Source organism: Bacillus sp. 1A (assembly GCF_052682215.1).
Map to the genome: position 1 here is coordinate 1,728,851 of NZ_JBQYLZ010000001.1, position 24,842 is coordinate 1,753,692.

At 34.7% G+C, this 24,842-nt stretch carries 31 protein-coding genes and 1 riboswitch; of the genes, 21 read left to right on the top strand and 10 right to left on the bottom strand.

Features of this window, described 5'->3' with window-relative positions; all coding sequences use genetic code 11:
• Nucleotides 1–56 precede the first annotated feature (56 nt).
• The 3 genes from ACUN0F_RS08690 to ACUN0F_RS08700 all read right to left on the bottom strand — a co-directional run bounded on the left by ACUN0F_RS08690 (nt 57) and on the right by ACUN0F_RS08700 (nt 2,899).
• The gene (locus tag ACUN0F_RS08690) at nt 57–1,079 is read right to left on the bottom strand and encodes a sensor histidine kinase (RefSeq protein ID WP_000765337.1); all 1,023 of its coding nucleotides are present in this window, start codon (nt 1,077–1,079) and stop codon (nt 57–59) included.
• 2 nt (nt 1,080–1,081) lie between these two features.
• Nucleotides 1,082–1,777 (bottom strand): response regulator transcription factor, encoded by a 696-nt coding sequence (locus tag ACUN0F_RS08695; RefSeq protein ID WP_000276740.1) that lies wholly within the window; start codon nt 1,775–1,777, stop codon nt 1,082–1,084.
• A 249-nt stretch (nt 1,778–2,026) separates the two neighbouring features.
• Nucleotides 2,027–2,899, bottom strand: coding sequence for an AraC family transcriptional regulator (locus tag ACUN0F_RS08700; RefSeq protein WP_445539376.1), 873 nt, complete (start codon nt 2,897–2,899; stop codon nt 2,027–2,029).
• A gap of 306 nt (nt 2,900–3,205) precedes the next feature.
• Between ACUN0F_RS08700 and ACUN0F_RS08705 the strand changes: the two genes are divergently transcribed.
• The 4 genes from ACUN0F_RS08705 to ACUN0F_RS08720 all read left to right on the top strand — a co-directional run bounded on the left by ACUN0F_RS08705 (nt 3,206) and on the right by ACUN0F_RS08720 (nt 7,234).
• The gene (locus ACUN0F_RS08705; protein WP_000859653.1) at nt 3,206–3,976 is read left to right on the top strand and encodes an ABC transporter ATP-binding protein; all 771 of its coding nucleotides are present in this window, start codon (nt 3,206–3,208) and stop codon (nt 3,974–3,976) included.
• Nucleotides 3,963–5,912, top strand: a complete 1,950-nt coding sequence (locus tag ACUN0F_RS08710; protein ID WP_000176142.1) for an ABC transporter permease — start codon at nt 3,963–3,965, stop codon at nt 5,910–5,912. Before ACUN0F_RS08705 ends, ACUN0F_RS08710 begins: the two co-directional genes overlap by 14 nt.
• A 144-nt stretch (nt 5,913–6,056) precedes the next feature.
• Nucleotides 6,057–6,635, top strand: a complete 579-nt coding sequence (locus ACUN0F_RS08715; protein ID WP_001176055.1) for a class I SAM-dependent methyltransferase — start codon at nt 6,057–6,059, stop codon at nt 6,633–6,635.
• On the top strand, nt 6,635–7,234 hold the full coding sequence (locus tag ACUN0F_RS08720) for a DedA family protein (protein WP_445539377.1): 600 nt from the start codon (nt 6,635–6,637) through the stop codon (nt 7,232–7,234). Before ACUN0F_RS08715 ends, ACUN0F_RS08720 begins: the two co-directional genes overlap by 1 nt.
• Nucleotides 7,235–7,325: 91 nt before the next feature.
• Here ACUN0F_RS08720 and ACUN0F_RS08725 read toward each other — a convergent pair whose 3' ends face one another.
• Entirely contained in the window at nt 7,326–7,709 is a 384-nt protein-coding gene (locus ACUN0F_RS08725) for a hypothetical protein (RefSeq protein ID WP_445539378.1), read from the bottom strand.
• Between the two features lie 25 nt (nt 7,710–7,734).
• On the bottom strand, nt 7,735–8,193 hold the full coding sequence (locus ACUN0F_RS08730; RefSeq protein ID WP_046956102.1) for a helix-turn-helix transcriptional regulator: 459 nt from the start codon (nt 8,191–8,193) through the stop codon (nt 7,735–7,737).
• 217 nt (nt 8,194–8,410) lie between these two features.
• On the opposite strand from ACUN0F_RS08730, the gene ACUN0F_RS08735 reads away from it, so the two are divergent.
• The 3 genes from ACUN0F_RS08735 to ACUN0F_RS08745 all read left to right on the top strand — a co-directional run bounded on the left by ACUN0F_RS08735 (nt 8,411) and on the right by ACUN0F_RS08745 (nt 9,275).
• Nucleotides 8,411–8,758: a YxeA family protein gene (locus ACUN0F_RS08735; RefSeq protein ID WP_445539379.1), complete on the top strand. Its 348-nt coding sequence runs from the start codon at nt 8,411–8,413 to the stop codon at nt 8,756–8,758.
• 75 nt (nt 8,759–8,833) lie between these two features.
• Complete coding sequence (locus ACUN0F_RS08740) at nt 8,834–9,013, top strand: hypothetical protein (protein WP_088059977.1); 180 nt, start codon at nt 8,834–8,836, stop codon at nt 9,011–9,013.
• A 43-nt stretch (nt 9,014–9,056) separates the two neighbouring features.
• Nucleotides 9,057–9,275 (top strand): hypothetical protein, encoded by a 219-nt coding sequence (locus ACUN0F_RS08745; RefSeq protein WP_445539380.1) that lies wholly within the window; start codon nt 9,057–9,059, stop codon nt 9,273–9,275.
• 37 nt (nt 9,276–9,312) lie between these two features.
• On the opposite strand, the gene ACUN0F_RS08750 is transcribed toward ACUN0F_RS08745, so the two are convergent.
• The gene (locus tag ACUN0F_RS08750; protein WP_445539381.1) at nt 9,313–10,320 is read right to left on the bottom strand and encodes an Rpn family recombination-promoting nuclease/putative transposase; all 1,008 of its coding nucleotides are present in this window, start codon (nt 10,318–10,320) and stop codon (nt 9,313–9,315) included.
• Between the two features lie 183 nt (nt 10,321–10,503).
• On the opposite strand from ACUN0F_RS08750, the gene ACUN0F_RS08755 reads away from it, so the two are divergent.
• Nucleotides 10,504–11,184, top strand: a complete 681-nt coding sequence (locus ACUN0F_RS08755) for a DUF7003 family protein (RefSeq protein ID WP_445540812.1) — start codon at nt 10,504–10,506, stop codon at nt 11,182–11,184.
• A gap of 69 nt (nt 11,185–11,253) precedes the next feature.
• On the opposite strand, the gene ACUN0F_RS08760 is transcribed toward ACUN0F_RS08755, so the two are convergent.
• Together ACUN0F_RS08760 and hpt are read right to left on the bottom strand one after the other, a co-directional pair.
• Nucleotides 11,254–12,156: a diacylglycerol/lipid kinase family protein gene (locus tag ACUN0F_RS08760; RefSeq protein ID WP_445539382.1), complete on the bottom strand. Its 903-nt coding sequence runs from the start codon at nt 12,154–12,156 to the stop codon at nt 11,254–11,256.
• 86 nt (nt 12,157–12,242) lie between these two features.
• Complete coding sequence (hpt, locus tag ACUN0F_RS08765) at nt 12,243–12,770, bottom strand: hypoxanthine phosphoribosyltransferase (RefSeq protein ID WP_264462731.1); 528 nt, start codon at nt 12,768–12,770, stop codon at nt 12,243–12,245.
• 161 nt (nt 12,771–12,931) lie between these two features.
• Between hpt and ACUN0F_RS08770 the strand changes: the two genes are divergently transcribed.
• The 6 genes from ACUN0F_RS08770 to ACUN0F_RS08795 all read left to right on the top strand — a co-directional run bounded on the left by ACUN0F_RS08770 (nt 12,932) and on the right by ACUN0F_RS08795 (nt 17,618).
• Nucleotides 12,932–13,147 carry a hypothetical protein gene (locus ACUN0F_RS08770; protein WP_002096247.1) on the top strand — a complete coding sequence of 72 codons (216 nt, stop codon included), beginning with the start codon at nt 12,932–12,934 and terminating at the stop codon, nt 13,145–13,147.
• A 183-nt stretch (nt 13,148–13,330) separates the two neighbouring features.
• Nucleotides 13,331–13,663 carry a hypothetical protein gene (locus ACUN0F_RS08775; RefSeq protein ID WP_445539383.1) on the top strand — a complete coding sequence of 111 codons (333 nt, stop codon included), beginning with the start codon at nt 13,331–13,333 and terminating at the stop codon, nt 13,661–13,663.
• 177 nt (nt 13,664–13,840) lie between these two features.
• The gene (locus ACUN0F_RS08780; protein WP_098057801.1) at nt 13,841–14,329 is read left to right on the top strand and encodes an LPXTG cell wall anchor domain-containing protein; all 489 of its coding nucleotides are present in this window, start codon (nt 13,841–13,843) and stop codon (nt 14,327–14,329) included.
• A gap of 89 nt (nt 14,330–14,418) precedes the next feature.
• Nucleotides 14,419–15,039, top strand: coding sequence for a class D sortase (locus ACUN0F_RS08785; protein WP_445539384.1), 621 nt, complete (start codon nt 14,419–14,421; stop codon nt 15,037–15,039).
• A 39-nt stretch (nt 15,040–15,078) separates the two neighbouring features.
• Nucleotides 15,079–15,768 carry a response regulator transcription factor gene (locus ACUN0F_RS08790; protein ID WP_445539385.1) on the top strand — a complete coding sequence of 230 codons (690 nt, stop codon included), beginning with the start codon at nt 15,079–15,081 and terminating at the stop codon, nt 15,766–15,768.
• Nucleotides 15,765–17,618 (top strand): sensor histidine kinase, encoded by a 1,854-nt coding sequence (locus ACUN0F_RS08795; RefSeq protein WP_445539386.1) that lies wholly within the window; start codon nt 15,765–15,767, stop codon nt 17,616–17,618. The genes ACUN0F_RS08790 and ACUN0F_RS08795 overlap by 4 nt, the downstream gene beginning before the upstream one ends.
• 220 nt (nt 17,619–17,838) lie before the next feature.
• Here ACUN0F_RS08795 and ACUN0F_RS08800 read toward each other — a convergent pair whose 3' ends face one another.
• Nucleotides 17,839–18,510: an energy-coupled thiamine transporter ThiT gene (locus tag ACUN0F_RS08800; protein WP_046956109.1), complete on the bottom strand. Its 672-nt coding sequence runs from the start codon at nt 18,508–18,510 to the stop codon at nt 17,839–17,841.
• 86 nt (nt 18,511–18,596) lie between these two features.
• A riboswitch (TPP riboswitch) is annotated at nt 18,597–18,698 on the bottom strand.
• A gap of 195 nt (nt 18,699–18,893) precedes the next feature.
• Here ACUN0F_RS08800 and ACUN0F_RS08805 point away from each other — a divergent pair.
• Genes ACUN0F_RS08805 through ACUN0F_RS08815 form a run of 3 tightly spaced genes read left to right on the top strand, consistent with a single transcriptional unit; the run spans nt 18,894 to nt 21,290 of the window.
• Nucleotides 18,894–19,121, top strand: a complete 228-nt coding sequence (locus ACUN0F_RS08805) for a FeoA family protein (RefSeq protein ID WP_000060512.1) — start codon at nt 18,894–18,896, stop codon at nt 19,119–19,121.
• Entirely contained in the window at nt 19,118–21,106 is a 1,989-nt protein-coding gene (gene feoB / locus ACUN0F_RS08810; RefSeq protein WP_046956110.1) for a ferrous iron transport protein B, read from the top strand. The genes ACUN0F_RS08805 and feoB overlap by 4 nt, the downstream gene beginning before the upstream one ends.
• Nucleotides 21,107–21,122: 16 nt before the next feature.
• The gene (locus ACUN0F_RS08815) at nt 21,123–21,290 is read left to right on the top strand and encodes a FeoB-associated Cys-rich membrane protein (protein WP_000989597.1); all 168 of its coding nucleotides are present in this window, start codon (nt 21,123–21,125) and stop codon (nt 21,288–21,290) included.
• A gap of 37 nt (nt 21,291–21,327) precedes the next feature.
• On the opposite strand, the gene ACUN0F_RS08820 is transcribed toward ACUN0F_RS08815, so the two are convergent.
• The gene (locus tag ACUN0F_RS08820; RefSeq protein WP_046956112.1) at nt 21,328–21,906 is read right to left on the bottom strand and encodes a lipoprotein BA_5634 family protein; all 579 of its coding nucleotides are present in this window, start codon (nt 21,904–21,906) and stop codon (nt 21,328–21,330) included.
• A 403-nt stretch (nt 21,907–22,309) separates the two neighbouring features.
• Between ACUN0F_RS08820 and ACUN0F_RS08825 the strand changes: the two genes are divergently transcribed.
• The 4 genes from ACUN0F_RS08825 to ACUN0F_RS08840 all read left to right on the top strand — a co-directional run bounded on the left by ACUN0F_RS08825 (nt 22,310) and on the right by ACUN0F_RS08840 (nt 24,815).
• Nucleotides 22,310–22,975 carry a PspA/IM30 family protein gene (locus ACUN0F_RS08825; protein ID WP_000110298.1) on the top strand — a complete coding sequence of 222 codons (666 nt, stop codon included), beginning with the start codon at nt 22,310–22,312 and terminating at the stop codon, nt 22,973–22,975.
• Nucleotides 22,976–23,054: 79 nt separating this feature from the next.
• Entirely contained in the window at nt 23,055–23,459 is a 405-nt protein-coding gene (locus ACUN0F_RS08830; RefSeq protein ID WP_000220323.1) for a DUF350 domain-containing protein, read from the top strand.
• 21 nt (nt 23,460–23,480) lie between these two features.
• Nucleotides 23,481–23,987: a DUF4178 domain-containing protein gene (locus tag ACUN0F_RS08835; protein ID WP_000051749.1), complete on the top strand. Its 507-nt coding sequence runs from the start codon at nt 23,481–23,483 to the stop codon at nt 23,985–23,987.
• Between the two features lie 12 nt (nt 23,988–23,999).
• Complete coding sequence (locus ACUN0F_RS08840; protein WP_000071179.1) at nt 24,000–24,815, top strand: DUF4247 domain-containing protein; 816 nt, start codon at nt 24,000–24,002, stop codon at nt 24,813–24,815.
• Nucleotides 24,816–24,842: the final 27 nt, after the last annotated feature.

Sequence of the window (24,842 nt, forward strand, 5' to 3'; positions counted from 1 at the left end):
ATTGCAAAAAATGTATGAGAGTGAGTTCTCATACATTTTGCTTGCATATGTTACGATCATGCTTCGGTCACCTTCTCCGTATGTTCTGCTTGATTATTTGCAGCGTTGTGGAAGATGATTTTAATCGTCGTTCCTTTACCAACTTCAGAATCTAGTTTGACAGAGTGACCTAAATAATCACAAATTTTACTTACAATATAAAGTCCCATACCAGTAGATTCTCCGAATGCGCGACCATTTTTCCCAGTGTAAAACGGTTCAAATACTCTTCGAATATCTTCTTGCGGAATACCAACACCTTCATCGCGAACTTCTAAAATAATATCTTTTCCGTTTCGGTAAGCAGATAAGAAAACTTTCTTTCCACGCTCACCAGAGTAACGAACGGCATTTGTCATTAACTGATAAATAATGAATTTTAGCCATTTCGCATCAGAAGCGACCTTTAAATCGGAATGAACTTCTAAAACAGGGAAGACCCCGTTTCGAATGAAGAGTTCTTTTAATCCATTAATATTTTTTGTTACCGCATCTTTTAATGAAATCGTCTCAACATGGAAATCTTCATGGAAGTTATTTAACCTTGCCATATATAAAGCCATATCGAGCCCTTGATTTAATCGTTCTAATTCTTTTTTGAATTTCGGAATCAAATGTTCATCTTCCATTTCGAGCACCATAAGCTGCATAACAGAAACAGGTGTCTTCATTTGATGCACCCAGTGGTTAATGAATAATTGATGTTCTTGTTGTTTTACTTCATACGATTGTAGTTCTTTTTGGAAGAGACGATACTGCGTACGCACGAGTTCATTTACGCCGTGGGGCATCGGAGCAGTTGCTCTTTCAATAAACGCATCTTCCATTTTCTCTGGTTGCTCACTTAATCTATGGTACATTCTACGATTGCGAACGTAACGATAAGCGAGGAAACAAATGAATAAATATAAACTTAAAACGACGAAGTAAAATTTATTATTTTGAAATCCATCTACTGCATCATAAAGAACGAAGATGATACCGAAGTTTAATACGTATAGTAGAAAAAATGCAAAATGATCACGTAAAAATAGCTTCATGCTTATTCACTCCAAGTTGTGTTAAAACGATACCCAAGTCCACGTACTGTTTCAATAGCATTTTCAATACCAAGCTCATTGAACTTTTTACGAAGACGCGTAATGTTTACGTTTAATGTATTTTCTTCAACGAAGCTTTCGTCGTCCCATAGGGCAGCTAGTAAATCTTCACGGCTCGCTGTACGAGGGAATTTAGATAATAACATTTCTGCTAAAATAGCCTCTTTCTTCGTTAAAAGAACTTGCTCAGTTCCAAAATGAATTTCTGGGCGTTCAGGGAATAGTTTTAAACCCTCCACTTCAACGATACGTTCTGAAATATTTGGTGCATAATCACCGTAAATACGGCGTAATTGACCTTTAATTTTTGCCATTACAACGTCGTAGTGGAACGGTTTCGTAATATAATCATCCGCACCGCTTTCAATCGCCATAATTTGTTCCATCTCGCCAGCACGCGCTGAAATGAAAATAATTGGACAAGTAGATTCATGACGAATTTGACGGCACCAGTAGAATCCATCGAATTTCGGTAAGTTTACATCAAGTAAAACAAGATGTGGTTTCACTGCATTAAACGATTCCATAATATCATCGAAATTCTCTGCAACAACAGCTTCATAGCCGTATTTTTGAATGTGAGATTGTAGTAATGATGAAATATTTGGATCGTCTTCAACGATTAAAATTTTATACATATGTATATTCCTCCTAAAAAAACAATTGTAGCTATAGTGTATCATGTGTTTCAAGTCTTTTCATTATGTTGAAATGTAGGCTAATAAACAGTATAGGTCAAAAGTGTGAAAAGTAAAAAGGTTATGGGGACAATTTATAATTATTGGTACAGAGAGACTAATGATGGGATATTCCCACGTCGCTTATAAAAAGAACTAAAAATGTAAATAAAAGCTGCTTTTCCTTTTAAGGAAAAGCAGCTTTATTTTTTATTTCTTCAAAACAGGTATCCAAATTTCACTTTTAAAGTTTGGGGAGGATATATCTTTCTGTTCATTCCACAATATTTCTGGTCCTTCCGCTAGTTCATAGTTTGAGGAAGGGAACCACTCGGAATAAATGCGTCCCCATACATTTTGTAATGTTTCAGGAAATGGACCGACAGCTTCAAATACGGCCCACGTTGAAGATGCGACTTCAAGTTGTGCGAATTGCTCTGGACAATCTTTCATTGAGGCTACTCCAATGTAGTGATCGAGTTCTCCTTTTTCCTCCATTCTTCCTTCAGAAAAGTTAGTAGAAGCACTAATGATTCCATGTGGTTCCACATTTGAAAGCATCTTTAATGTTTGAATGGACTGTGGGTTTAAACTTTTCCACATAGAAGCAATTTCTTCATTTACACCATTGAAAACGATTGGTACTCGTTTTGTAATACCTATAATTCGAAATGAGTCTTTTGCTTCAATTCGATAGTTCATTTCATTTCCTCCTTGAATGGATAGTTGGAAGGTCATTGGTGAATAAGCTTTCAAAGAATGACTACTATTTCGGGCCTCTGAAGGTGTTATGCCGTGCAAGTTTTGAAAAGCACGTGTAAAAGAATCTGGAGAGTTGTACCCATATTTTATAGCGACATCAATGACTTTTGCATCGCTATCTTTTAGTTCAAAAGCAGCGAGAGTAAGGCGTCTACAGCGAATATAATCTGACAGCGATATGCCAGCTAGAAATGAAAACATTCTTTTAAAGTGATACTCAGAGCAGAGTGCTAGCCGTGCAACTTCTTTAAAATTAATTTCATCTGTCAGGTTGTCTTCAATATATTGCATTGCAGCATTCATATTTTTTAGTGAATCCATTAAATGACCTCCTCTGTAAGTAGAATAGCAGGAAAGAAATAGCCACATCCGACATTTCATGCACAACTTTGTAGGGTGCATTTTTCACCTTACAAAATTGTAATGTTCCTGTAAGGAGAATGAATGGATGGCATGATATCCCAATGTTATAGTAACAAAGTACTTTGATTCATTAGGTTAAATTTTGATTTCTTTGCTTACCGCCCTTACATAACTGTCATGTTTGTGTAAGAAACATCGATAGTGGCAAGAGTAGAGAATGTATATAGTTGAAAATAGAGAATAGAAGAAATGAGGGATGTCGAGATGAAAACAGTGTTAGAAGCAAAAAATATTGAAAAAGTGTATGACACGGGTGGTAATAAATTTGCAGCGTTAAAAGGTATTAACTTACAAGTAAAAGAAGGTGAGTTCGTTGGAATTATGGGACCTTCTGGTTCGGGTAAGACGACTTTACTAAACGTTCTTTCTACAATTGATAATGCGACGAACGGTGAGATTTTAATTGATGGAAAAGATATCGTGAAAATGAATGATGATAAGTTAGCGTTATTCCGCCGCGATCATTTAGGTTTCATTTTCCAAGATTATAATTTATTAGATACGTTAACGGTAAAAGAGAATATTGCGTTACCTCTTGCGTTATCAAAAGTAAAGGCAAATGAAATTGATCGTCGTGTTCTTGAAATCTCGAAAAAGTTCGGTATCGATCATATTTTAAGTCAGTTCCCATATCAAGTATCTGGCGGACAGAAACAGCGCTGCGCAGCATCGCGTGCGATTGTTACAAATCCAAGTATGATTTTCGGGGATGAGCCAACTGGAGCGCTTGATTCTAAATCAGCAACAGATTTACTTGAAAGTATGAAGTCGTTAAATGAATATGATAACTCTACAATTTTAATGGTAACGCATGATGCGTTTGCGGCGAGTTACTGTAAACGAGTTATTTTCATTAAAGATGGTGAGTTATATAAAGAATTGCACCGCGGTGAATTAACGCGCAAACAGTTCTTCCAACAAGTCGTTGACGTAATGTCTTCTATTTCTGGAGGTATGGCTGATGACCTTATCTAGCATTGCCCTCCGCAACATACAGCGGAACTTTAAAGACTACTTTGTATATTTTGCATCTATGATTTTTAGTATTGTTATTTATTTTACATTTAAAGCACTGCAATATAATTCACAAATGGAAAAAGCAGCGGAAGCTTCTAAAAAAATTAGTGGAGCGTTCCAAGTTTCCAGTGTCATGCTAATTATATTCGTAGCAGTGTTCATTATATATTCAAACGGTTTCTTTACACGAAAACGTAAAAAAGAAGTTGGACTCTATTCCTTATTAGGTATTCGTAAAAGACAAATCGGTAAAATGCTCTTTTATGAAAATATGTTAATGGGATTAATGTCTTTAATTATCGGGATTGCGGTTGGTAGCGTCCTTTCAAAATTATTCCTTGAGTTATTAGTAAGTATGATGGGATTAAACTTAAATGTTCATTTTGAAGTACCGATGGCTGCCATTATTGATACAGCAATTATTTTCTTTGTGATTATTTTATATACATCACTTCAAGGATATCGTTTAATTTATCGCTTTAAGTTAATTGAACTTTTCCGCGCAGAACGTGAAGGAGAAGCAATGCCAAAAGGCTCTGTCATTATGGCATTAATTTCAGTGTTCTTAATCGGTTCAGGTTATTTCTTAGCGTTAATGTACATGAAAGCAGTTATGTATGCAGACTTTATGGTCGTTGCATTATACATTTTATTAGCGACAGTAGCAGGAACTTATTTATTGTTCATGTTCTTCACAGTATTTGTATTGAAACGTGCAAGAAATAACAAGTCAGCGTTTTATAACGGTATGAATATGGTAACGACATCGCAGTTACTATATCGCATTAAAGGAAATGCGAAATCACTTGCGACAATTGCTATTTTAAGTGCAGTAACATTAACGGCGGTTGGTACGTCAGTTACGATGTATTACAATACATTCACGCAATCAAAAGTGGCTGCACCGTATAGTTATTCTTATGAGAAAAAAGATGAAGCATTAGATAAAAAAGTAAATGAAATACTTGCTGGAGAAAAGAATAACCATCCAGTGACATATGAAGCAGAAGTTGAAATGATTCCTGTGAAAGGAACATTTAAAGGTGAAAGAGCGGATCAAGTTCTGAACACGCACTATAATGTTACGAAGCAGTACGAGCTTATTTCTCAATCAAACTTTAATGCACTTGCGAAACATTTAGATGTAGAACCTGTAAATTTAAGTGCGAATGAAGCTTTTGTATATGATAGCTTATATATTGAAAATCTTGATTTTGGTCCTCTTTACACAGGAAATACAGCTGTATTCCCTGCCGGAAATGAATCAAAAGAGTTAAAGATTAAAGGTGTAAATAGTAGAAGTGTTACAAACTTAAATGAACTATTTGTAATCGTTCCGGATCAAACATATGAGCAAGCGAAACAAGTAAACGAAACGCGCATTGTAAAAAATATTGATGTAAAAGGTGAGCGAAATAGTAAAGAGTTAACAGCGAAATTAGCAAGCGTTATGCCAGCTGGTGAATCAGAAATTTTAAAACCATTTAATGATTTCTATACAGGATTCCAAATGGGGCTGGAAACGACAGGCTTAATGATGTTCATTGGACTATTTTTAGGATTAGTCTTCCTATTAGCGACAGGCTCAATCATTTACTTCAAGCAGCTTACAGAAGCAAGTGCTGACCGTGATCGTTACGTTGTCCTTCATAAAGTCGGTGTAACGAAGCAAGAGATGAAGAAAGCTATCGCAAAACAAGTGAGCTTTATCTTCGCTATTCCGTTAGTAATCGGAATCCTGCACAGCTTATTTGCACTAAAAGGTTTAGCAAATATATTACCATTTGAAATTATGATCCCGCTCCTAATTAGTATTGGAGTATACGGCGTCATTTATATTGGATATTACTTCCTAACAGTTCGTTCTTATTATAAGATTGTGAGTGCGAAGTAATAAATGAGCAGCTATCGCTATATAAGCGGTAGCTGTTTTTTCATTCTTCATAAAATCTTAAGAAATCTCCTCAATTTTTATTAAGAAACGATAGTTATACTTAGAAACAAGTTAAAACTATTGAACGAATGGGGAGAGGTTTACATGCAACTCATAACATTCTTACATGAATTTATAAAACATCCGAAACATACTGGTGCAATTGCGCCAAGTTCAAAAATATTAGCAAAGAAAATGGTAGATGTAATTGATTTTAATAAAGCAAAATGCATCGTAGAGTTAGGGCCTGGTACAGGAGTCTTTACGAAAGAAATTATGAAGAGAAAGAAGAAAGAAACAATATTTCTTCTTATTGAAATTAATGAAGTGTTTTGCAAAGAGTTAAAGAGAAAGTTTAAAGATGAGCAAAACGTCATTGTTGTACATGGTTCAGCCGAAAATATAAAGAAGTATATGGAAGAGTTCCATATAGAATGTGTTGATTACGTCTTATCAGGATTGCCTTTTACTTCTTTGCCAGAAGAAGTTTCAAAGGGCATTTTAAACAATGTAATGGAAGCGATACATGAGAATGGCGAATTCATAACATTTCAATATTCACTTGTGAAAAAAGGATTTATACAGCTTTTCTTCCCTGAAATTACACTAGAAAAAGTGTGGCTCAATTTCCCACCAGCGTACGTCTTTAGCTGTAAAAAAGAGCTAAGGAGAGCATATGCATAATGGAATTACATGAATTATTATCTTATATTGAACAATACGGTTATTGGGCATTATTTTTCTGTTTATGGTTAGGTATTATCGGTATGCCAATTCCAGACGAAATGATCGTAATGAGTGGTGGCTTTGTATCTTCACTAGGGATATTAAGTGTCATTCCTGCATTTTTATTAACGTATTTAGGCGTTGTATCAGGGCTATCTTTAGGGTATATATTTGGAAAAATATTTGGTACGAAGGTACTTGATAAGCTAATGAAAAAGAAAAAGGCGAAATATCTTTTGAAATCTCAACAAATGGTAGAGAAATATGGTCACTATGCATTAGTCACAAGTTACTTCATACCAGTTGTAAGACATATCGTACCGTATTTAGTTGGAATGAATAACATGTCATTTAGGATATATGCTTTGTATTCCTATACGACAGGGTTTGTTTGGACATTCATTTACTTTGTACTCGGTTCTTTATTTGGACAACATATTGAAAGGATTGTAGCAGTTGCGATAGAGTATGGTGTGTATTTTGGCGGGATTGTTTTTTTTGTTGTGAGTGGTGTTTATTTGTATAAGCAAAGAAGAAGTACAGTGATGAGTAAGTAGATAGAATAAAGGTTTATGATTATTGAGAGTAGTATAACAGGTTATAATTAAAAAGAAGGAGAGTTATTTTTTAGAATAACTCTCCTTCTTTTTAATGTAATAGTTTCTCATTAGCTAAATCAGGATTTGTTTGAAAAACAATTATATAAATGGTCAATATAATTGTATTGATCAGATTGGCTAATATAGTCATAAAATCACTTGATGGAATGATAAGCATAAAGATTGAAAGTACGGCAGAAGCAAGTGGAATGAATTTTTGTAGAGTAGTTAACTTTCGGTTTTTATGAAGCTTCGAAGATTGAAAGAAGCAAATTAAGAAAATAAAGGATGTAAGTAATAATCCTAAATATCCCCAGCCATCTTCAATATACCAAGGTAAAAAGCTCATTCTTGATGTGAAAATAAATAAATTTAATATTAACATGCTAATCATTAACGTATTTAAAATAGTGATACTTGTATGTTTGTTCATTTGAATTACACTCCGACATTTATTTTTATTGAGACGTTTTTGACATTTCCGTAAATCTTTGTTCAATTTCATCCAATTCGAATGAATGACATATTCTACGGTCTTCTTTATCTAAAATTCTATAGTGTTGAGATAAAACATTTTGTTGGATTTGATAACCGTTTAATTCTTTTATTTGTCGCCACCATACTTTGCCTCCTAAAGTCTTCGGGAAGTTCGTATTGTAATGTGTAAAAGCGATCGTTTTTATAATTTCATTCACATCATCTCCAAATGTCATTTGGACTGTATCGCTCTGTTCAAAGAGTGTTACGACACAAACTGCGCCAGCCCATGTTAGCGTACGTCTTCCTTTTTCAATTTCCACTAATGTTTTCTTCGATAAACCAATAATTTCTGACATTTTATCTTGTGATAAATCATTTTCAACACGGATGAGTTTTAATTTTGAATTAACGAGTTCAATAAATTCTTGTTTATCCATAATGCAGCTCCTTTTTTATTATAGTGTAAATTTACACTAAAGGTGTAAAAATGTCAATTATAGTGTAAATAGTTACTTTTTTCTGTTTTGATCTTGCTAATTAACATTTCACTTTTAGTTTAAGAAAATGTTAAGAAACAGTACGAGTTTTTATTAAGAAATGCTCTCTATACTTAGAAAAGTCTTATTGAAAAACATAATGAAAGGTGGAATATAGATGAAAAGATTTATTTTTGGGTCATTACTTGTTATTGTGGCAGGAGCGGCATATTTATTAAATGGGAGCGCTAAGCTAGATCAAATGAATCCCTTTCTTGATATAGAGGACCATTATGCAATAATTGATAACGATGGTAAAGAGTTAGGTGGAAATAAAGGTCGTGAGTATAAAGTGAAAGCTTATGATGAAAATGGTAAGGAAAAAGAAGTTACAATTGACGAAGTAGATGAATTACCAAAAGATTCATACTGGCATGTGCTTACGAGAGGTAAGTTCTTATATGATAAAGTGCAAGTAACACTGGATAAAATTCCTGATGGAGCGAAGATGAAGTTAGGATTATAGATATAAAACCGATTCTCAATGTGGGAATCGGTTTTGTTATTTTATGGTAAACTTTAGTGAGGGGAGGCGAGAGTGATGCTACTTATTGTTAGTCTTATTTTAATTGGATTTATGTGTAGTATGAGAATAGTATCCTTACATATGATAGAACGAGAAAAGATAGAAGAGAGATATGTATATTGCCCAAAATGTAATGCGAAAATTAGGAGAGGCAATTCTGCTCCTTTTTGTTCGAAATGTAATTTAATATTTTAACTATAGGAAATCCGAAATCATCTTGTATGGTTTTGGATTTTTTATGTTAAAAATAGAAGAAATAAAGAGCGGAAAAAAGTTTGAACAAGGAATTGAGTATACGAATATTATTGAAGAATATCCGATTATTATGAAGTATTTCGTAGAGATGGATCGAGACGTTTTGAGGGTTTTATTACCTGATGAAAGAGGGATTCTTCCTACTATGCTGGAGTGTGATGAATGTTATAAGACTCAATTGGATGATATTGAGGAAAGGTGATAAAAAAGGCTTGAAATAATTCAAGCCTTTTTTATTACTATTTATGTCCTAAAATATGTTCAACCTCATGTACACTCAATTTACTTGCTTTAGCAATTGTTTCAAGTGGTATACCAAGATCATGCATACTTTTAATCATTTGAATTTTCCCTTGTTGAACCCCTTCTTTTCGCCCTTTTTCTATACCTTTTTCTATACCTTTTTCTATACCTTGTTCTAAGCCCTTTGCTAAGCCTTTTTCTAAGCCCTTTTCCAAGCCCTTTTCCATACCTCTTTTCATACCTCTTTTCATACCTTCTGTCTCTGCGTGGGCGAATTTTGCTGCTTCATCCATTAAAACTTTCTCCCTTGCGTCATAGGCTTGTCGGAAAGAGGAATCTTGACTCATACGTTCCCACTTGTTTATTGCTTTTTGTAAAATAGGATCTCGGTTCATAGCAATATCCTCCAATGTTTTAGTTAAGTGTTCATCCTCATTTGCTGAAAGCAATAAAAGCCAACGAACAAATGGATCTTTCCACGGATTTACTTTTTCTTCATGCCATTGTTTTGTTAACTTTGGAATTTCTACAATGTGAATTTCTATGTCATCACTCAAGAGTTTTTGTTGCTGTGAATTCCATAATGTGCCCGTTGTATGAAATTCTTTGTGGTCTGAGAACATTATAAAGTTCAATAAATTAATGGTGATGGTTTTATGAAGCGAACTGTAAGGCATACCTTTTTGTAATTGAGATGTGTATAATTTTCCCCAATAATATAAACTACGTTTCATCATATCGTGATTATTATTGAGCTGTATTTCTACATTTACTTTTGTTCCTGTGTTTAATGTCGCTGAAATATCTAAAATAGATAACTTATCCTCTTCATATTCCCGATGTAAATGTGGATCTTCTAGTTGTAGAGAAGCAATGGGTGATTCTAAAGACTTTTGTAACATAGCGTTTAAAAATGCAATTAGAATATCTTCACTACCATTTGTACCAAACAATTGTTTAAATGCAAAATCAATGCGTAAATTAACTAACTGTTGGTTGAACAAAGTTTGTCCTCTCCCTTGTATTAAGTTGCTTCTTTCCTTCATTGTATCTAAAAAGAACTAGGGCATGCAAACAGGAAACTTTGCTATTTTTTTAGCAATATTATTAGAATGTCGCAAACAAATATGTCTATGTTATACTCTAGTGAAATTGAAAAAACTTATATAGAGGTGAAGATGATACAGATGCAAAAAGATATTTTGAAACTATTAGATAAAAAGCAAAGTAACTATGAATTCCCTACCTTTGATAATGAATATATGGATATTTCACAAGTGAAATTCTCTCTTTTCTTTAAAGATAATAAGGATTGGTTAATGGTGTTTCAAATTGTTGGTGTAGGTTCATTAGGGGGATGTAATGATATTCAAGTATATGGTGATAGAATGAATCATTCAATTGGTGATGATGGTATTTTGCAATTAAATGATGGAGATTATGAATTATTTGATGATGAAGGTGAATTCGTACTGGATATTCATAAAGGCAGTGTGAAAATTCGTAATCATCGTTTTGAATATGAATTTACAGAAGAAGATTATACGAATCATGGGATAGAATTACAAACGACAGAGTCCTATCCAACATATTTCATGCGTATGCTTGCGACTAATGACGAAGCTAGAAAATTAGTATGGTGGGAAAAAGAAGAAATTTTAGAAGAGATCGACTTAGAAGGTGATTGGGAAGTAGCATATGAAACGGAAGAATGGCAACATGTTGAAGACGAGAAAGTAAGTGAAAATGAATTCTTCCAATCAGTAGCCGCTGCAATAGAGAAGAAAGATCCAAGCATTATTGTGAATAAGGATTCTAATACGCACTGGAAAAATTGGGTGGAGTTTGATTACGAAAACTCATATTAAAAATGAAAGAGTAGACTAAAACCTTTCTAAGAAAAAAGACGAGCTAACATTTTAGCTCGTCTTTTTTCATTACACAACCGCAGGATTATAAATCATCGTAAAGTGTCCTTGTAATAGTTCAATATGACAAGGTGTATGAAGTGAGCTTTCTCCATCTGTATCTACTTCTTTTTCTTCTTCTGTTTCAATATGAATGGATTTCGCTTTTACGTGGAAGATGTCATTTTCATTTGAGTCTTCAAATAGTTTCTTTCCGATATAGTCTTTAAACGCTTGAATGCCTGTTGATTTTACGACGAAAATATCAAGTGTTCCGTCGTCGCACTTTACGTTTGGAATAAAGGACGGGATACCGCCAAGGTATTCACCGTTTCCAACCATAACAAGGACGGATTCGTCTTCATATACTTGTCCATCGTACGTAATTTTTACGGGGAATGTTTCAGCATTTTTGACAGTTCGAATGGTGCTTAAATAGTAACCGATTTTTCCAAGCTTTGCTTTCTCTTCCGCATCGATATTGTTTGATACTTCAGAGACAAGTCCAATGCCCCAGAAGTTTAAGAAGTGTAGGTCATTTGCTTTTGCGACGTCAACTGGTTTTACATGTCCTTGTGTAATGAGTTTTGCCGCTTCTGCGATGTTTTGCGGAACGCCTAGCGTACGAGAGAAGTCATTGCAAGTTCCGCCTGGAATGATTGCAAGTGTAGGTCTAGTTTCAAGAGGTGCTAAGCCATTTGTACATTCGAATACAGTGCCGTCACCACCAAAGACGATAATTAAATCTACTTTACTAGCAAACTCCTGACAATATTTTGTTGCATCACCTTGCTTTTTCGTATGAAGGATATGTAAGTCAGGAAAGGCTGCTGCAAGAGGTGGTACGATTTTCGTTAAGTTCGTATGTAAATCGCCTTGCCCTGCTTTTGGATTTACGATGAGGAGTACTTTTTCAAATTTTGTCTTTGTCATTTTTATTCTCTCCCTTTGTCTTTTACGAATCGTGATAGAAAATAAACTTCCACCAGTAATTGATGGTGGAAGTTTATTTTATTATATTATTCCGTTACAACTGAAGCGATAAATGGTAAGTTACGATATTTTTCTGCGCAGTCGATACCGTAGCCAACGATAAATTCGTCTGGAATTCGGAAGCCAACATATTCAGCTTTTAAGTCCACTTTACGACGCTCAGGTTTATCAAGTAACGTACAGAATTTCAATGCTTTCGGTTTATGCATAAAGAAGTGATCTTTTAAGAAGTGAAGTGTTAAACCAGAATCGATAATATCTTCTACAACAATTACGTTTTTTCCAGTAATGTTTACATCGATATCTTTTAATAGTTTTACTTTTCCAGTTGTTTCTGTTTGATTTCCGTAGCTAGATGCAGAAATAAAGTCGATTGTTACATCGTTTTTAATGTGACGAATTAAATCGGCAGCGAATACGAAAGATCCTTTTAATACAGCGATTACTACGATTTCTTCTCCTTCAAAGTCACGTTCGATTTGAAGTGCTAGTTCTTTTACTTTTTCTTGTAATTGTTCTTCAGAAATTAAAGTATCTTTTATTTCAAGATTCATTGGAGTCCTCCTACAGTGTAAAACTTGTGAACATTTCGACTGTAAAGGAAAGAAAGGGAAAAGTCAAAGAAGATATAAGTTTTTTACAGAAATCCCCACAAAATAGTCAGATGATATGATATACTGATTATATCAAGAAAACGCTTCCAAAAAGGGTGGTTATGATGAGAAAGAAAGAGTATACAAGTGCAACATTTATAAAAGCATTGTTTTTAACAATTGTTCTTGGCAGTTTAGCTTACATAATTGATGTACCAGCGATTCGGATTTCACTAATTGGAATGACTTTAGTATTAGGCGCAATTTCCCACGGTATGATGTCACAGCTGCAAGAAGCTGGAGTCGATCATATGAAAGATCATATAGATGAGAACTGAGAAACCTTCACGTATAGAGAGTGAAGGTTTTTTGTTTCTTACAAAAATGTAAGGTAGTTGTAAGGCAAATCGATAGTTGCATAGTAGTGTTTTGGATAAACTATAAGTGTAAGGTAAAAGGCAAACATATTTTAGGTAAATTAAGTTTTAGGCACTCTATATGTGAAAAAGGAGTAGGAGGGCATGGAGAAACGTTGGACGACCTTTTCTTTTTTAGCAACTAGCAACACCGTAATGCTAGCTGGCGAAATGGATTTTTTGCACTTGTTTGATCGAGAAGACGATCATTCTTCTTCTAAATTTATAATGAAATGGAATAAATGGAGCGAAAGTTGTAGGTTTGAAGAAGAGGCCCCTAACGAAGAGCAAAAGATTATTTTGACAAACCCTATTAAAGCGTGGGTTGTTCAACGTCGTAAGTGTAACGTCAAAAATCACTTAAAGAAAACTGAGCCGAGACAATTAGTTATCGCTCCGGCCCGTTCTACTTCTAAATCACGCGAAAGTAACATGTAAATATTGAGACACACACCCGAAAAAACATCGTATATATTGCGATGTTTTTTAATTTTTCTACAATGAAATCTTTAAATGAAATATATTTCATCTGCATTTTATATTTATATCTCTTGTTTATTCTAGTGATACATCCGATGCGAAGTGATGTAAAACGTATAAAAGGAGAGAAATAAAATGAAAAAGAAACTATTACCAATTTGTGCAATGGCACTTTTAACAGTAGGATATTCTTCAGTAGCGAGTGCATCTACTGGAACATTAACAAAGGAAGAAGCAGCGCAATTGCAGCAAGATAAAGTTAAAAAAGAAGAAGCAATTAAGGAACAGCAAAAAAATGATATAGAGAAAAAGCAAGCGGCACAAGTACAAGAAAAAAGTGATATGGCTAAAAAAGAGGAAGCGATAAAAGCCACGCAAAAGAGTGAAGAAGAGAAAAAGATAGCAGCACAAGAACAGTTGAAAAATGATATGGCAAAAAAAGAAGCAGCACAAGTACAACAAAAAAATGGTGCGGTAAAAAAAGAAGTAGCGAAGCCAGCTGTACAAGGTGAAAAATTACCAAACACAGCATCCAATAATGTAGCAATGATGGCACTAAGCGCATGTCTTGTAGCGATAGGTACATTATTTGGTTTGAATCGTCGCAATAAAGTTAAGGCGTAAATAAAATATTGTCCTATAAAGAATGGAATAATTTCATATATTAAAAATGGTAGGTTATTCCTACCATTTTTGGCATGGAGGGATGAAACATGAAGTTACTCAATTATATCGGTATCATATTGATGGCCATAGGACTATTCATGGGATCATATTACGCTATGGAATGGTATAAAGGAAAAAGTTCTGCCGGGCAATTAACGAAAGAAGAAATAAAGAGCCTTAACAATATACAACATAATCAACTTTCTTACGAAACACCTGTAACTTCCCAAGTACCTTCTTCTCAAACAGAACATAAAGAAGGAGAAAAGGTTGCACTGTTAAATATACCGAAAATAAAGAAGAAGTTTTCTATATACTGGGGAGCGGATGATGCAACGTTGAAGAAAGGAGTTGGAATGTTCGTTAGTGATTTAACGACAACGCCATCTGGAGGGGGACATACTGTACTGAGTGGACACCGGGATACTGTATTTACAGATTTAGGAGAGTTAAAAGAAAAAGACACTCTCGTTTTAGAGTATGATAATAAAACTTACACATACGAAATTCAAAAGATATGGATTACCCATGCAGATGATCGTACTGTTATTATAAAAAAAGAAGAACCGATATTAACACTAACGACTTGCTATCCATTTGATTATATAGGGGATGCACCAGATAGATATATTATCGAGGCGAAGTTAACGGCTAGTTATTCAAAATGAAGTGATAGTTTCTGAAAGCGGAAGGGGGATACATAAGTCATGTCAAAAAACATTTTAATTGTGGAAGATGAAGATATTTTGCGTGAAATATTAAAAGATTATTTTTTGAGCGAGCAATATGTGGTGTTTGAAGCAAGAGATGGGAAAGAAGCTTTAGTTGTATTTGAGGAAGAAGAGGTTGATTTAGTTATTTTAGATATTATGTTGCCGGAACTTGATGGATGGTCTGTCTGCCGAAGAATTCGTAAAACATCTGAGGTTCCTATTATTATGCTGACGGCACGTGTAGATGAAGATGATACGTTACTTGGATTTGAACTTGGGGCAGATGACTATGTGACGAAGCCGTATAGCCCACCAATTTTATTAGCAAGAGCGAAAAGGCTGTTAGAAAGTAGAAAAGTAACGAAGCAACTTCTAGAGAATGAAGATGATACATTATCCATCCACGGTATTCACGTCCACTTCCCATCGCGCACTGTTACGGTAGATAGGACAGACATTAATTTAACACATACTGAATTTGAAATATTAGCTTATTTCATGAAAAATCAAGGGATTGTTTTAACGCGAGAGCAACTCATTTCAAGAATTTGGGGATATGAATTTGCTGGTGACGATCGCACAGTGAATAGTCATATTCGTAACTTGCGAAGTAAATTAGGAGAGAAAGCAAAGTACATTACAACTGTAGTGCGAACCGGTTATAAATTTGAGGGGAATGTATGAGAAAGGGGATTGTACTAAAATTATTTGCCCTCACAACAGCATTATGTATGTTAATTTTAGCGACGATATTTATTGGACAAACGATATTTTTTAAACAATATTATGCGAATCGAAAAGTAGAAGATATTAAAGTGAATTTAAATTCCTTTGAGAAGAATTATTTGAATTATGCAGGAAGTGCAGAAGGAATTCAGAAGCTGGAGCAAGACTTTTTAAGAGAAAATAATACGTGGATTACAACGTTAGATCAGAATGGGAATTTAAAACATGCGGATGATTTTTATTTTGAAGTAACGATAGATCGTAGGCAACAAAAGAGCTTTGGACAACAAATATTCAAAATTCCTTTATACAATCTCGTCAATATAGAGGAGATTGATAATAAACCATCAAATCAGTTTTTAGGCCAAGAAATTTATTTTTCTGGAGTGAAAAAAGAAGATCGTTTTATTCCATTTTCTTTCTCTCTATCTAAGGAGAATTTAAATGGATCGAATAAACCGTTAGAAAAAGCATTTAAGGAGAAGATGAGTAAATTAGATCAAGAGAAAAAGAAAGCAGCCGGGGAACAACTTGCTAAGGAAAAGAAACCAGCTGTCCAGGAAGAATCTGCTCAAGAATTAGATGCTTACATAAGTGGGCGTGTTACGAAAGTTCAGCTTCCTGATGTAACAGGTCCTATAAATCCAATTTATAAAAATAGCATCTTCTTAGATAACATAAAAGAATTTCAAACTAATTTATTATTAAAAGAGAGCAAGCACATAAAATATGCAATACAAACAATGGACTATGAAAAAAATGATATTAAATATAAATTATTAATCAAGCCAACAAAAGAAAAAGATGGATCAGTAACTTATATATATGCGATGGCTTCTTTACAGCCTGTAGATGAAGCTGTACAAATGGTGCAAGATTACTACATTTACATCATTGCGTTTGTAGTCGTTCTCATTTTTCTAGCTTCGTTCTATTACTCTAAACAAATTGCAAAGCCGTTATTAAAAATAAATGATACAACGAAGAAAATAGCACATTTAGATTTCACAGAACAAATACCGATTACTTCAAAAGATGAAATTGGTGATTTATCGAAAAATATTAATGTATTATCTAATAAGCTCCATTCGCATATTGGACAGCTAGAACAAGACATTGAAAAAGAAAGAAAGTTAGAAAATACGAGGAAAGAATTCATTTCTGGTGTTTCGCATGAATTAAAAACGCCACTGAGTATTATGAAAAGCTGTATTTCTATTTTAAAAGATGGAGTAGCTGAGCATAAAAAAGAATACTATTTTCAGGCAATGGAACGAGAAGTAGATAAAATGGATACTTTAATTTTGGATATGCTGGAGTTAGCTAAATTTGAGTCAGGTACATATAAAATGAAAAAGGATGTATTTTATATTGATACAGTAATTGAAGATATATGTGAACACCTTTATGTGGACATAGAGAAAAAAGAACTTCATGTGCATAAAAATATATGTTCATTTGAAGTAGTCGCAAATCAAAGTCGGATTGAACAAGTAATCGTGAACTTCATTACGAATGCCATACGTTATACACCGAATACAGAGGATATTATTATTTCTACAATAGATGAGAAGGATCGTATAAAAGTGTGTATTGAAAATAAAGGTACTCACATTGAAGAAGAGCAATTAGATAAAATTTGGGACCGTTTTTATCGCGTGGATGCAGCACGTCATCGTTCACAAGGCGGGACGGGGCTTGGGCTTGCTATTTCTAAAAATATTTTAGAACTGCACGATGCTGAATATGGGGCAGAAAATACAGAAGATGGTGTATTATTTTACTTCTATTTACCGAAAAAAGCGTAGACAATGTAATCTACGCTTTTTTAATTTATTTTCATATTATCTTTACCTAATCTTTATTTTTAAGCGATATAATCTGATTAGAAAATGAGGTTATGTAAGGAGTAGATTAGCCGTGAATAGCAATTTACTAGGTTTGATGGTATTTATTTTTCTTTGTGCATTTATTGTATTTATTATTGATATTACTCACTGAGAATTTTGATATAAAAAAAGGCGCTAGTTAAGCGCCTTTTTTTTGTGAATTCATTTGATAAGCACTAATGCTCTTGAATAAACGTGGTGAAGTGATAAATAAAAATATAAGTAAAACGGTACATAGAATATAGGAACCAATCATTGTACTACCGTTAAATATTAAAGAATATAGGAAAGCCGATTGGCCTTTTGGTGCATATTGTCCCCAGAAAATGATACCAGCGATAAAGTGACAGAAGTAACGAGCTAGACTACCGATAAAAGTAGCGACGATAATGTATCCAATTACTTTCTTTCCTTGGTTTGGTTTTGATGAAGGTTTGTCTTTACGGCTACCTAAATTTGATTGCTCTTCGCTATTATCATTGGAAGTTAAAAGTGCTTTTTGAATTGGACGATAGAATAACCCAGCAAATCCAATGAATGCGAAAGCAACAAAGTATTCAATTAGTACTTGAATTGGTGTGACGATAATGGCATCGCCTACGACAATTTGTAATAATCCCCAAATTAAGCCTCCTAAGAAAGCCATTTTGAAGCCCCAGCGGTATGCGATAATAAAAATGGGAATCATAGCAAATGAAATGGAACCACCTGTTGCTGATATTTTGATTGAAAGTGGTAAAATGTCGATGACCAAGGCGAAGGCTGCAAGAATTGCAGATTCGATCATCGCTTGTAAATTGGTGTTACGCATGTTGTCTCCCCCTAAATCCAAGTTGTACAAAAAAGAATAGATATCATAGGAGGATACGAAATACGTAAATAAAAATGAGGTATGTATTTCGGACGTTTGCACAATCCCTGCGTTAGCATTAACTAACAGGTTCGAAGGGTCGGAACGAAGTGTTCCCTCTCAGCGGCATGGCTCCCCCAGTGATAACGAGATTCTTTATTTGCTACTGTTTTATTGTAAGCGAAATGGATGAGAATGGCAAACGAATACAGTATGACAATAATTGAAATAGAATTGTAGCGAAATGTTAATAAATATGAAGCAAAAGGGTATAGTACAAGAGAAATTGGGTGTGGTATAATTTTTTTGAAAATAATTATCATTCTCTTCTGAGGGGGAAGGTTATGAGCTTAGTAGATATTAAAATTGGAGAGAAAGTGTTAGTAAAAAGTATTCAGTCTTTAGATCAGCTATTAAAGCGTAGACTAGCTGCTTTCGGTCTTGCTGAAGGAAGCGAACTTCGCCTGAAACAGAAAGCGATGTTTAAAGGTCCTTGTACATTGGAGTGTCGTGGACAGTTAATTAGTATTCGTCATTGTGACGCGAAAATGATAAAGGTGGAATTAGCGTGAATAAGGTAGCTTTGCTAGGGAATCCGAATACAGGGAAGACATCATTATTTAATGCACTTACTGGTTCTTATGAATATGTAGGAAACTGGAGCGGTGTAACAGTAGAAAAGAAGGTTGGTAAATTAAAAGATAAGCAAGGAACATTAATTGATTTACCAGGTGTTTATGATTTAAATCCAGTTTCGCGTGATGAAGGTGTCGTTACGAATTTTCTACTAACAGACGAATTTCATCATATGTTAAATATTGTGGATTCTTCGCAATTTGAACGAAATATGCATTTAACGTTGCAGTTACTTGAATTTGGTAAGCCAGTTTCAATTGGTTTAAATATGGTCGATGTGGCAAAGCAACGAGGCATTGTAATTGATGTAAAACGATTATCAGAGCTATTAGGTGTAACAGTCGTTCCTGTCGTTGCAAGAAGTGGAAAAGGCTGTGAAGAACTACTTGCTACTCTTAAAGAAAATGACAAAAGTGAGAAAAAGCCATTCATTATTTCATATGGTTTACAAATGGATGAAGGAATTGGAGAGGTAATTTCTCTTTTAGAGAAAGCGAATTACGAGCATCCGAGATGGTTAGCTCTTCAATTTTTAAGTAATAACGAAGTAGTAGAAAAAGAAATGAAAGCATTACCAATTTATAAGGAACTTGTAGCCATTCGATCTCGCTTAGAAGGAAAACTTGATTGTACGTTGGAAGAGCATATTTACAAAACTCGTGAAGCGTATATTGAAAAGTTAAAAACAAATGTTATGAAGCATGAGAAAGAAGGGAAAATTCCTTTTTCAGAAAAAATTGATAGACTAATTACACATAAAATTTTAGGACTTCCAATCTTTTTAGCAGTTATGTTTTTTATTTTTCAGGTTACGTTTACGTGGATTGGTACACCTTTATCTGATATGTTAGATGGATTTTTTGGCGGACAGCTTACGGATTGGGTAACGGCTGGGCTCACAAGTGTTGGAGCTTCTGATTTTATTCAAGCACTCGTTACAGAAGGTATTATTGCTGGTGTTGGTGCGGTATTAGTATTCGTTCCACAAATCTTTGCACTATTCTTTTTCATTTCATTATTAGAAGACTCAGGATATATGGCGCGAATTGCAGTTGTTATGGATAGAATTATGGAGTTCTTCGGTTTAAACGGAAAAGCGTTTATTCCGATGATTATCGGTTTTGGATGTAATGTTCCAGGTATTATGGCAGCGAGAACGATTGAACAGGAGAAAGAACGTTTACTTACCATTTTAGTAACACCATTTATGTCTTGTTCAGCACGTTTACCTGTATATGCATTATTTGCGGGCGTATTCTTCCCGCATAGTCAGGCGACGGTTGTATTTTCTTTATATGTCGCAGGTATTGTTCTAGCATTACTCGTTACAAAAATTATGTCTCTTACTATTTTAAAAGCGGAAAAATCTATTTTCGTAATTGAACTACCTCCTTACCGCGTGCCACAAGCGAAAACGTTATGGCTAAGCACGTGGGAGAAAGGTAAGGGATTTGTTCGTAAAGCAGGTACATTCATCTTCGGTGGTTCTGTTGTCATTTGGTTATTAAACTATGCAGGTCCATCAGGATTTGGTGTTGATATGGGAGATAGTTACTTAGCGATGATTGGTGGATTTATCGCACCACTATTTGCACCGCTCGGCTTTGGAACGTGGCAAGCTGCAGCATCCCTTTTAACAGGATTTTTAGCAAAAGAAGTTGTCGTTTCTACAATGGCAATTATTTATGCGGTGAAAGAAGATGTGCTTGGAAACGTAATGGGAGCACATTATACAGCATTATCAGCTTATGCATTTATGTTCTTTATCTTATTATATGTTCCGTGTTTAGCGACAGTAGCTGTTATTAAACGTGAAACAGGATCAGCGAAATGGACGATTTTCTCAGTCGTGTATCCACTCGTAGTTGCTTATGTATTAACGCTCATTATATACCAAGTTGGATCCTTACTCGGATTCTAGAAGGAGATGTATTGTGATGATGGTCAATATTATAATTGGAGCTATCATTTTTGGTTATGCAGCATACACGTTAGTTAATTTTGTAAAGAGAAGTAAAAAGGGAAAATGCGCAGCATGTTCTTTAAATAAATCGTGTCAGTCGCAAACTTGTAGTCCGGATATGGAGCAAATCGCTCACAAATAGCAAAAAAGCTTTGCGAATTTCGCAAAGCTTTTTTGTTTTACTTTTTAATTTTTACAAGTTGTGATGATTCTACACCATTTTTTCCAGGGAATTCTTTACTAGGGTCTTTATCGAATTTTAATACCCCAACAGATTTTTCATCGCCTTTTACATTTACGTAAGTTGCATCATCAACAATCGCGAACATGTCGGCATATGCACGGCCACTTCCGATAATTGTATTGCCTTCGTATTTTAATTTTGCCCCATCAAGTGTAGCATTTTCTACTTTTTCTTTAGCAAATAATACACCTTGCTCTGCTGTTACAGCTGGTAATTTATCAAGTGGTTTCGTGTCGTCTTTTTCATCCACTTTGCTAAGTAACTCTTTCTTTACTAGTTCTTCACCAGTTTTTTTATCCATGACAAGAACTTTTTTCCCTTCTAATGTTGTCATTTTCATTTTATAGAAGTCTTTTTCTTTCACTTCTTTTTTATTTTTATCTGCAATTTGTGTTACTTGATCTTCTGTTCCATACAGTACAAAACCGTTTGCTTTCTCTCCTAATAAAGAACAACCTGATAATGCTCCGAATGAAATTGCTGCTGCTAATCCGATTCCTACTAATTTTTTCATGATGATTTCTCCTTTTATCTGTTTTATAGTAAATACATTTTTTGTATTAGTTCTGAAATGATGAGAAGCTTGTTTGTCGCTTCTGGTATTAGTGTATAAGAAATATGGAAACGTAACTATCGAGTTAGCTTACAGTAACATTACAATAGTGTAATTTAGTGAAATTGCATAAAAATAAGTCAATTCTGAAGAGGGTTAATGAGAATATATTAGGAATACAATGTTTTATCTGGAATGTCATATTATATTGGCTGTATTTTGGAAATAACATGTAAGGACATATTAGTTTTGTTATAATAAACACATAGGCTGTAAAAATGAATATTCTTTACTGTAAAGGGAGATTTTTCAGTTTTCCAAGTAGTGAATTTGAAATATGAGGTATATCATAGGAGGAATTTGGATGTCTGTATTTAAACGATTAAGAGATTTAACAATGTCGAATGTGTATTCAATGATTGAAAAAGCGGAAGATCCAGTTAAGATGACGGATCAATATTTACGCGATATGCAAGCGGATGTACAAGAAGCTGAGAAAAGTGTAGCAGCTCAAATTGCACTTGAGAAGAAATTCAAAATATTATTTGAAGAGCAAGAAGCACTTGTGAAAAAACGTGAAGAGCAAGCTCATATGGCTGTTCAAGCAAGCAATCTTGACCTTGCGCGTCGTGCTCTTGAAGAAAAACAAAATGCAGAGCAAAAGATGAATGAATATAAAGCAAGCTATGAGCAAAACAAAGCTGCTGCTGATAATCTTCGCCTGAAGTTAGAAGAAATGCGTAAGCAATTAACAGAACTGAAAAATAAACGTGAAACACTTGTAGCACGTGTAAATGCGGCGAAAGCACAAAAGAATATTAATCAGGCGATGTCTGGATTTGATTCAAACTCAGCAAAAGCTGGTTTAAGCCGTATGGAAGAGAAAGCTCTTCAATTAGAGGCTGAAGCAGAAGCAAGTGGGGAAGTTTATAAAAAAGAAAAGTCATTAGATGATGAATTCGCAAGCTTAAACAAAAATTCTGCTGTTGACGATGAATTAGCTCGTATTATGAAGCAGTATGAGAAATAATATAGAATAGACAAAGAAACCGACATGTCTGAAGAGAATTCATGTCGGTTTTCTATTACTTTTTAGAGGAGGTTTTGCAATGACATGGACAAATGTGTTAGCCATGCTTGTATGGACTGGAGCGAGTGCAGTACTTTTATTTGCAATTATGTGGGTTGATTCAATTTTTACTAAATACAATGATTTAAAAGAAATAAAGAATGGAAATACAGCTGTAACAACGCGTTTCGTTATGAAATTATTCGCGCAAGGGTACATTTTATCTCAATCGATAACGAAAGCAAATGACTTATGGCAAGCGCTACTTGCATCAGCAGTTTCTTTCGTTATTTTATTAGTGGTAGAAATGTTTATCGAATTTGTGTTAAAGAAAATGTCTGGTTTAGATTTAGAAGAGGGCACGAAAGAAGGCAGTGTTGCGCATGCGATGTTGGCCGGATCATTACATATCGTTGGTGCACTTATTTTAGGTGCTTGTTTATAAAGAGAGAAGGAGGGGTAAATCATGAGTTTATTTAAACGAATTAAAAATATAATGAAGAGCCCAGAGCCGCCGAAACCAGAGAAAAGTTTGTTAACGTTAGCTCCTGGCGATATGATTGAAGTTTCATTAGTCATGTACGAATTAACTGGGAAAACGAGTATGCATTCTCGTAAAGAAATTGTTTTAACACTGCAAGACGGGAAAGATATTCGCTATTTGAAAATTGAAGATCGTGAAAATACGTATTACAAATTATATACACCGATTGATGGTCGGTTAGATTCGATTGATGAAATTCCGACAACAATTGAAATGGATGATACGGAGTACCATATGGAAGAGCAATATAACGGACGTGTTGTTGTGATGGGGAAAACACCATTCTCTGCTTCAGAGGAACAGCATGTATGGGAATTCCAATCAGATAACCGAAAATTATTGCGTATTGAATGGCAAAATGGTCGCACAATGATGTATGAGGGAGAAGCAATTATTCCTGCTGATGTACAAATTATAAGAGCAACGTAAGGGGGCGTAATCATGTCAAACCGATTGTTTACCATGATTAAATCGTTCGTGATCCCTATATTTGCTATCGTTCTATTACTTGTTGTTGCTGGATATGCCTTATCAGGTTGTCAGGGCGGGCAGACAAAGTCGATTCAAGACCGTTATCCACTTGAATCTGTCGCAAAGGAAGGTAAACAAGAATCTTACGTGTATAGGGCCGCCAATCGGTCAGTTCCTGAAGTCGCAAAGGAACTCATTAATGAAAGAGAACCGAAGCAAGCATCTAAAGAAGACGAAAATCAAATGTTCCTCGTTTATTCTGATAAGATTTATAACCTGCAAAAGGATAAAGAGAAACCTTCTGATACGTTAATTGAAATAAGTAATAAAGAATTTGTCCGTCAAAATTACCAACCGTCCTTCCTGCAAGGATATATTATGGGAAGTATTTTAAACGATATATTCGGTTCACGAAAATCATCATACGGTGATTATCGCGGATATAATGACAGACAAAATCATAAACCGGTTATTCCAGAGAGACCACCGACGAAAGAAGAAAAGAAAACCCCGCCTCCAATTACGAAGGAAGGGAAAGGATCTATCATTAAGCGAGGCGATAATGTAGATTCGAAACCTTCCGTAGGAGATACAGGAAGTATTACGAAAAAAGGAAGTAGTACGCCTCCGCCTTCTACTGGAAGCAAAGGAAAAATTACAAAAACACCAGGTGGCTCGAGCGGATCAGATGTGAAGCCGAAATCATCTATTAAAACGCCGCCAAGGAATACATCTCCTCCGAAAACGAGGGTCGGTGGTTCAGGGAAAATTACGAAGAGAAGATAGTGTAGAGACCGAAAAGTGTAAATTGCT